This is a genomic window from Herpetosiphonaceae bacterium (genome assembly GCA_036374795.1).
Taxonomy (GTDB): Bacteria; Chloroflexota; Chloroflexia; order Chloroflexales; family Kallotenuaceae; genus LB3-1.
In genome coordinates this window covers 1-6955 of the sequence record DASUTC010000060.1, presented here as the reverse complement: position 1 = coordinate 6955, position 6955 = coordinate 1, and the positions used below count along the sequence as shown (strand labels likewise).

The following is a 6955-nucleotide window of genomic DNA, read 5'->3' as shown; positions in this document are numbered from 1 at the left end:
CGCGAAAGTCGAGTGTAACGGAATGATAGGGCACAGCTACTTCTCGCTGCTGTGCAATATCCCATCCAATCAGCCATTCTTCCGGGCGATCAACGTGAAAGAGCGAGTGACGGCTAAAATGGATCTTGTGCAGGTCAATGGTCTGAAACTGTGTTTTGACCTCGCTATAGCTTGCGATCATCCGCTTCTGACGAATATTTTCGGCGCAATACAATTCGATCGACTCCATAGCCGCCGAAGTCAAAGCTGCTATGAGCGATGTTCCTTTACCGCTTGATTGTGTCAGGCTATAGCTATTCGGACGGATGGCGACGGTGACGGGGATTCCTGCGCGATCTAATCCTGTGATATTGCCCAGTCGCGTCAGCCCGATCGAGGGAAAATGAGGCTTGATTTTGTCTAACGTTTCTTCTGGAAGCAGCGTGCGGTCAGAATTGCCGTGCGTATAGCGTTTGTGCAGCGCGTAGGAATAGTCTCGGTAGCGAATTGCCAGATCAGGAGTGCTGCCTATCTCTGCCATTAGGTAGTACCTCAACGAAAAGCGCAGCTATTAACAAGCATCGGGGAAATGTTCCGCCCACGGCGGATCACGTATCTCTACCAGCGTAGAATCTGGAGGAATAGTGCGCCAATGGCTCGTCGGCATAAGCGTGGCTATACGTATCTGGAAGCTGGCTGCGCGAGAGAATCGCAGCCAGCTTCCACGTACCGCGAACCTTTGTCAGAATGGCTTAGACACAGGCCGCACCGGCGGCACCAGCGCCGACGGCTGCACCAGCGGCAGCGCCACCAGCCCCAACCCAGGATGCAGCACCGGCAGTAGCCAGATCGTCGAGCTGATCGTCGGTGAAGTCGGCGATGCCCTTCTCGTTTTGCAGGACACTCCGCATCTCATCCGGCGTGAAGTCGTACCCGGCGTCTTTCGCCGCCTGCAAAACTGTATCGGCGGATTTCAAATCCATGAACTGCTGACGAAACGAGGAATCGTTGACGAGCTGGGTGAGGAACTGCTCCGCGCTTGATACCGACATCGGCCACCTCCTGCGTAGTACCTTACGAATACGTTATCCTACCTACCAGCCCTGCTGGACATATACTGCCGCTACCGGATCAACATGTCTGCACGGATGGTGGGCACGAACGTTTAAACTGCCTGCACCGGCGAGCAGGCAAGGATGATGCAGATCAGAGAGCGTTCGGAATGAGTTCAGGCGAGTCGCTCTGGCATCCATTCGCGTCCTTCTAAGTCGATCGCTACATGGAATTGGTAAACTACGGTCCACGACGTTTCAGTAAGGGAAGCCTGGCAGGCAAGATGAATAGTTCGATCGCCATCTATGGCTATGGTGATTGGAAGCAAAAACGTACATGGATTATGGGGGGTAATACCAGCCATGAACTCGTATTTCAACGCCGATGAGTTCTGCTGGATGGTACTGGCGCATTGTATCACACAACGTAATAGAGTCAAACAAGCGCATGGTGTATTAAAGTCGGCATCGAGCAGCCAAAGGGTCCGTCACAGATACTATGCTATGGACTGAAGCTGGAATTTGTCGTATCGTCGTCGCTTGCACGCATGGATAAGGTGCGTGCTATAATCTGCCGCACTGATGCCGGGTAACGTCAGTGCATGGCGTGAGTCATCACGTAGAGTGTGGAGTACTATTATGGGGCGAGCGGCGCGTAGGTCAATCGACAAGCCAGATCGCGAACCTATATTGCCAACGCCGTTGGCAGAGCAGCTTGAGACGATCGTCGGCGAAGTTCTCGGCGATGAGCCGCTGGCACAGCCGGAGCCTGCTTTCGTCGGCGAGCAGGATGCACAGCGGCGGATCGTTGTCACCGGCATCGGGGTGGTATCGCCGATCGGCAATACGCTCGATGCGTTCTGGGAGTCGCTTTCTAAAGGGCGATCGGGTGTTGGATACAACGACCTCGTGCCGAACTATCGCGACTATCCCTGCCATACGGCGGGCCTCGTCCGCGATTTCGATCCGCGCGCGTTCATGGATATCAAAGAGGCGCGGCGCATGTCGCGCACATCGCACTATGCGGTGGCGGCAGGCCGCATGGCGCTAGCCGACTCCGGCCTGGAGATTCATGCCGCCAATGCCGACGAGATCGGCGTGGTACTGGGCTGCGGCTCGACCGCGCTCCCTGAAACCGAGCAGACGCTCCGGCTGATGGTCGCCAAAGGCGGCTCCAAGGTCAGCCCGTTCTATATCACCTCGGCGCTGCCGAATATGCCCGCCTGCCAGCTGAGCATTCAGCTCGGCCTGCGCGGCTACAACTCGACGATCTCCACGGCCTGTGCCGCGTCTGCTCAGGCGATCGGCGAGGCGGCGGAGGTGCTGCTGCGGGGCGATGCCGAGGTGGTGCTGGCGGGCGGTGCCGAAGCGCCGATCTGCGAGCTGACGCTGGCATCGTTTTGCGCGCTGCGTGCGCTGTCCACGCACAACGAGGACCCTTCGCGCGCCTCGCGTCCCTTCGATGCCACGCGCGCCGGATTCGTCCCCGCCGAAGGCTCGGCGGTGCTGGTGCTCGAAACGCTGGCGCACGCCAAGGCGCGCGGCGCGCGCATCTATGCCGAGCTCTTGGGCTATGGCGTGAGCAGCGACGCCTACCACGTCACCGCGCCCGATCCGGTCGGCGACGGCGCGGCCAGAGCGATGATCCGCGCGCTACGTCGCGCCAAGGTCACGCCGCAGCAGATCGATTATATCAACGCTCATGCCACCTCGACGCCAGCCGGTGATCTCTCGGAGACGCTGGCGATCAAAAAGGTCTTCGGCGAGTATGCCTCGACCCTCGCGATCTCATCCACGAAATCGATGACCGGCCATCTGACCGGGGCGGCGGGCGCGCTGGAGGCGGCGGCGACGATCATGGCGTTGAAGCATGGCCTGATCCCGCCGACGATCAACTACGAAGAGCCTGATCCCGAATGCGATCTTGATTACGTGCCAAATGTTGCGCGCAAAGCGGAGCTTCAGATCGCGCTGTCGAACTCGTTTGGCTTTGGCGGCCAGAATGCCACGCTGGTCTTCAAGAAGTATCAGGATCAGCGGCTGTCACCTGCGGAGCTAGCGATCGAGGCCGAGCTTGAAGGACGGCTGGACGAGCAGTAAACCAGAACCAAGAACCAAGCACCGAGAACCAAGCAAAGAACCGGGTGCCATGCGGGTACCCGGCATGGGTGCCCGGCGCACAGAGAACAAATCGGGAACCAAGAATTTGAAACTTGGAACTTGAAACTCGAAAAGAAAGACCAATGCAGCAACAAGATTCCAATGCATGCTTTGTCTGTGGGAAGCAAAATCCGCACGGGCTGAAGCTGGACTTCTATGAGATCGATGGGCGGGTGGAGACGGAGTTCGTGCCGCAGCCCGAACATCAGGGCTGGCCCGGCTATGTCCACGGCGGCATTTTGTTCACGGTGCTCGACGAGACGATCGGGCGGGTCGGCTTTACCGTCGGCGCGTGGGCCATGAGCGGACGGGTCGAGATTCGCTATCGCGAGCCTGCGCCGATCGACCAGCCGTTGCGCGTGGTCGGTACGCTGGTCCGCGATCGTGGGCGGGCGCTGGAGTTGCAAGGCTTTGCGCAGTTGCGCGATGGAACGGTCGTCGCCGAGGCGACCGGGCTGTACATGCGGGTGCCCGACGCGCTGCGCCAGACGCTCGAACAGCAGATCGCCGAAGGTTTTTAGTCAACGCTATGAGTCTGGTAGGAATCATCGCCAATCCGGCATCGGGCAAGGACATTCGGCGGGTCGTCGCGCGCGGCATGACGGTGCCCGACCACGAGAAGATTAATATCGTGCGTCGCATTCTGATTGGGCTGTCGGCGCTTGGCGTCGAGGCGGTGCGCTGGATGCCCGACGCCGCCGATCTGGTCGGTCGTGCCGTCGATGGGCTGCATCTTCAGGGCGATCTGCGGGCGCTCGACCTGCCGATCAGTGACTCGCCTGACGATACGACACGCGCGGCTGAGGCGCTGCGTGAGCGCGGCGCTGCCTGTATCGTGGTGCTCGGCGGCGACGGCACCTGCCGTGCGGCAGCCAAGGGCGCTGGCGACACGCCGCTGGTGCCCGTCTCGACAGGCACCAACAATGCGTTTCCGCAGTTCGTGGAGGGCACTCTGGCCGGACTGGCGGCGGCGGTCGTTGCGCGCGGCGCGGGGGCGGAGGCGATCACGCAAGCGCCGTGTCTGCGGATTTTGCGCGAAGACGTGCCGATCGACCTCGCGCTGATCGATGTTGTCAGCTTTGAGGGCATGGTCGGGGCGCGGGCTGTGTGGCAGATGGAGCGGGTGCGGCAGCTTGTCAGCGCCCGTCACACGCCCGGCACGATCGGCCTCTCGGCAATCGCTGGCTACCTTGGGTTGCAGCCGCCAGCGCCCGATCTGGGCCTGATGGTGATGCTGGGCGCTGGCGAGCGCCGGGTGATCGCCCCGACCGCGCCGGGGGTGGTCGAGCAGATCGCCATCAGGGCGCATCGCTGGCTGCACGACGGCGATCTGGTGCGCATCGAGCAGACGCCGTGTGTGCTGGCGCTGGACGGCGAGCGCGATCTTATCGTGCGCAGCGGCATGCTGATCGACGTGCGGTTTGAGCGGCACGGCCCGCATCTGGTGCAGATCCAGCGTGCGCTAGAGCTGGGCGTGCAGCACGGCCTGTTCGATCCTGATCGGGCGGCGGGAGCGTTGGGCGAGGGACTGTCCGGCGTGTAGCGGCCAGCGATGCGGCGGGACCCGTCGGCTGGGGCGTATTGCGATACGCCCCAGTGTACAGCACGCCGTGCCCCGACGGGAAACGATCGGTCAACGTGTTTCGTCGTCAGCCCTGATAAAAGATCCGGTAGATCCGCCCGCCTGCGTCGTCGCTGACCATTAGCGAGCCATCCGGCGCGACGATCACATCCACGGGCCGCCCCCAGCTCTCGCCGTTCGCCTCAAGCCAGCCGCTAGCGAAATCCTGCACCTCGCCGGGCTTGCCCGCCGCGTCTACCGCAATCCGCACAACTTTATAGCCGGTCGGCTCGCTGCGATTCCACGAGCCGTGGAAGGCGACGAAGAGATTGCCCTGGTAGTCGGCGGGAAACATCTGTCCGTCGTAGAAGCGCAGGCCAAGCGGCGCGGAGTGCGCCTGCATCTCCACAATGGGCGGCGCTGCGCCTTCGCAGCCGCCCTGATCGCCGAAATCGGGATCGACCAGCCGCCCGGCGTGGCAGCGCGGCCAGCCAAAATCGGCACCGTCGGCCAGCACGTTGATCGTTTCGGGCGGCAGATCGTCGCCGAGCATATCGCGGCCATTGTTGGTGGCCCAGATTTCGTCGGTGCCGGGCCGCGTTACCAGCCCGACCGCGTTGCGCAGGCCCCTGGTGTAGAGCCGACCGTTTGAGCCGTCGGCCTCATACTGCCATACTGCGGCGCGCAGCGTCGATTGCTCGTTGCAGACGTTGCATGACGAGCCGATCGACACGTACATGTTGCCATCCTGCCCGAAGATGACGGTGCGCGTGCCGTGGCCGCGTGTCGGCAGATCCGGCACGAGGATGATTTTATCGCCCCAGCCATCGCCCGCGCGCTCGAACTTCACGATCTGGTTCGTCTCGCCGACGTACAGCTCGCGCTCGTGGAAGGTAATGCCGTGCGGTCGGTTCAGCCCGCTCACGACGATCTGCCGCTCGTCGGCCACGCCGTCGCCGTTCGCGTCGGGCAGCGCCAGCACTCGCCCGCCACTCTGATCGGTCACGTGGAGCACGCCTTCGGGGCTGTAGGCCATGAAGCGGGGATGGCCCAGGTCTTCGGCATAGACCGAGATCCCGAAGCCGGGGGGCAGCGTCACCGGCTGCGGCGGCGCGACGACCTGCGTCGCGGCTGGTGGCGGGGTTGTCTCGCTTGCCGCCGTGGGCGTGGCGCTGATCTCTGTAGTCGCGGTAGTCGTCTCTGTGGTCGCTGCGGCTGACGGAGTTGGGCTGCTCGTCGTGGTTGCTTCCGGCTGCGTGGTAGCCGTCGCTGCGGCAAGCGGGATGCTGGTCGGGGCGGCTGGCTCGTCGGCTAGCTCGCGCGGCGTCGACGAGCCGATCGAGCAGCCGACGAGCACGAGCGCCAGACAGAGCGTGAGCATGCGTACTTTCATCGTCGTCTCCTTCTGCGATTACTTTGATTGTACGCATGTTTGGGGTTGTCTACACGACTCCTGCGATAATCGCTCCATGAACTATGACGAGGAAAGCGATACGCTGTATGTGTCGTTCGCTCCTGGCGAGGCCGCTACCGGTATTGAATTGAATCAGCATATCTTGCTCCGTATCAAAAAGCAGGAGCGCCGCGCTACTGGCCTGACGCTCTTCGATTATTCGGTATTAGCCCAACAGACTGATATTGGTCCTCGCAGCTTTTCACTGACTGGCCTGGCTGAGCTATCGCCGGAGCTACGCGCGCTGGTCATTGAAATTTTACGCGCCGAACCTGTCCGTACGATCCTCGCTCTGTCGGTCGATTGGCCGTCTCCCCTGGAGATCATACCGATCACCTCGCTCCAGCCGATAGCTATGTTCAAAAGTGCCGCCTAACCTATCGGCGAACCAGGCATTCCATCCAACTGCTTCCATCAATGACGATCTTCATCGCCTTTTTTTCCGTATTTTCGTACAGCTTCCATGTATCGTCTGCAAAGGCATGGTCGGGCTTCGCCTGCGGGCACAAGGATTGCGGCGACGGTGGAGGCACCCATCACGATGATTGCGATATGGTACGATGAAGCCCGTGAGGTGAGCGTATGGCAGCGAAAACACACGCGACAATCGAAGATCTCTACCGCGTTTCTGAACATGGCAAAGCTGAGCTTGTCAACGGAGAGCTGGTGCCTATGTCGCCGACGGGCTTCCTTCCAAACTACGCCGCCAGAGAAATCTACGTCAGTCTGCGGGAGGATGCTCGTCGTACA

The 6955-nt window shown here is 61.3% G+C and carries 7 protein-coding genes; 4 read left to right on the top strand and 3 right to left on the bottom strand.

The annotated features are described in order from the left end of the window. Both VFZ66_03855 and VFZ66_03850 read right to left on the bottom strand, forming a co-directional pair. A partial coding sequence (locus VFZ66_03855) for a YcaO-like family protein (GenBank protein HEX6288296.1) occupies nt 1–520 on the bottom strand: 520 nt, incomplete at its 3' end. A gap of 211 nt (nt 521–731) precedes the next feature. After that, on the bottom strand, nt 732–1031 hold the full coding sequence (locus VFZ66_03850; protein HEX6288295.1) for a Nif11-like leader peptide family natural product precursor: 300 nt from the start codon (nt 1029–1031) through the stop codon (nt 732–734). A gap of 690 nt (nt 1032–1721) precedes the next feature. Between VFZ66_03850 and fabF the strand changes: the two genes are divergently transcribed. From fabF to VFZ66_03835, 3 genes are all read left to right on the top strand, one after another. Continuing rightward, nucleotides 1722–3131: a beta-ketoacyl-ACP synthase II gene (gene fabF, locus VFZ66_03845; GenBank protein HEX6288294.1), complete on the top strand. Its 1410-nt coding sequence runs from the start codon at nt 1722–1724 to the stop codon at nt 3129–3131. A gap of 143 nt (nt 3132–3274) precedes the next feature. Further along, nucleotides 3275–3712, top strand: coding sequence for a PaaI family thioesterase (locus VFZ66_03840; protein HEX6288293.1), 438 nt, complete (start codon nt 3275–3277; stop codon nt 3710–3712). 8 nt (nt 3713–3720) lie between these two features. Beyond that, on the top strand, nt 3721–4734 hold the full coding sequence (locus tag VFZ66_03835; protein ID HEX6288292.1) for an NAD(+)/NADH kinase: 1014 nt from the start codon (nt 3721–3723) through the stop codon (nt 4732–4734). A gap of 106 nt (nt 4735–4840) precedes the next feature. Here the strand turns inward: VFZ66_03835 and VFZ66_03830 are convergent, their stop codons facing one another. Continuing rightward, nucleotides 4841–6145: a PQQ-dependent sugar dehydrogenase gene (locus VFZ66_03830; protein HEX6288291.1), complete on the bottom strand. Its 1305-nt coding sequence runs from the start codon at nt 6143–6145 to the stop codon at nt 4841–4843. Between VFZ66_03830 and VFZ66_03825 the strand changes: the two genes are divergently transcribed. Beyond that, nucleotides 6132–6581, top strand: a complete 450-nt coding sequence (locus VFZ66_03825) for a DUF2283 domain-containing protein (GenBank protein ID HEX6288290.1) — start codon at nt 6132–6134, stop codon at nt 6579–6581. The two genes, VFZ66_03830 and VFZ66_03825, sit on opposite strands and share 14 nt — an antisense overlap. The last annotated feature ends 374 nt before the right edge of the window (nt 6582–6955 follow it).

Coding starts and splice junctions, on each gene's coding strand:
- VFZ66_03850 (HEX6288295.1), bottom strand. CDS start 1,031: ATGTCGGTATCAAGCGCGGAGCAGTTCCTCACCCAGCTCGTCAACGAT.
- VFZ66_03840 (HEX6288293.1), top strand. CDS start 3,275: ATGCAGCAACAAGATTCCAATGCATGCTTTGTCTGTGGGAAGCAAAAT.
- VFZ66_03835 (HEX6288292.1), top strand. CDS start 3,721: ATGAGTCTGGTAGGAATCATCGCCAATCCGGCATCGGGCAAGGACATT.
- VFZ66_03825 (HEX6288290.1), top strand. CDS start 6,132: ATGCGTACTTTCATCGTCGTCTCCTTCTGCGATTACTTTGATTGTACG.
- VFZ66_03830 (HEX6288291.1), bottom strand. CDS start 6,145: ATGAAAGTACGCATGCTCACGCTCTGTCTGGCGCTCGTGCTCGTCGGC.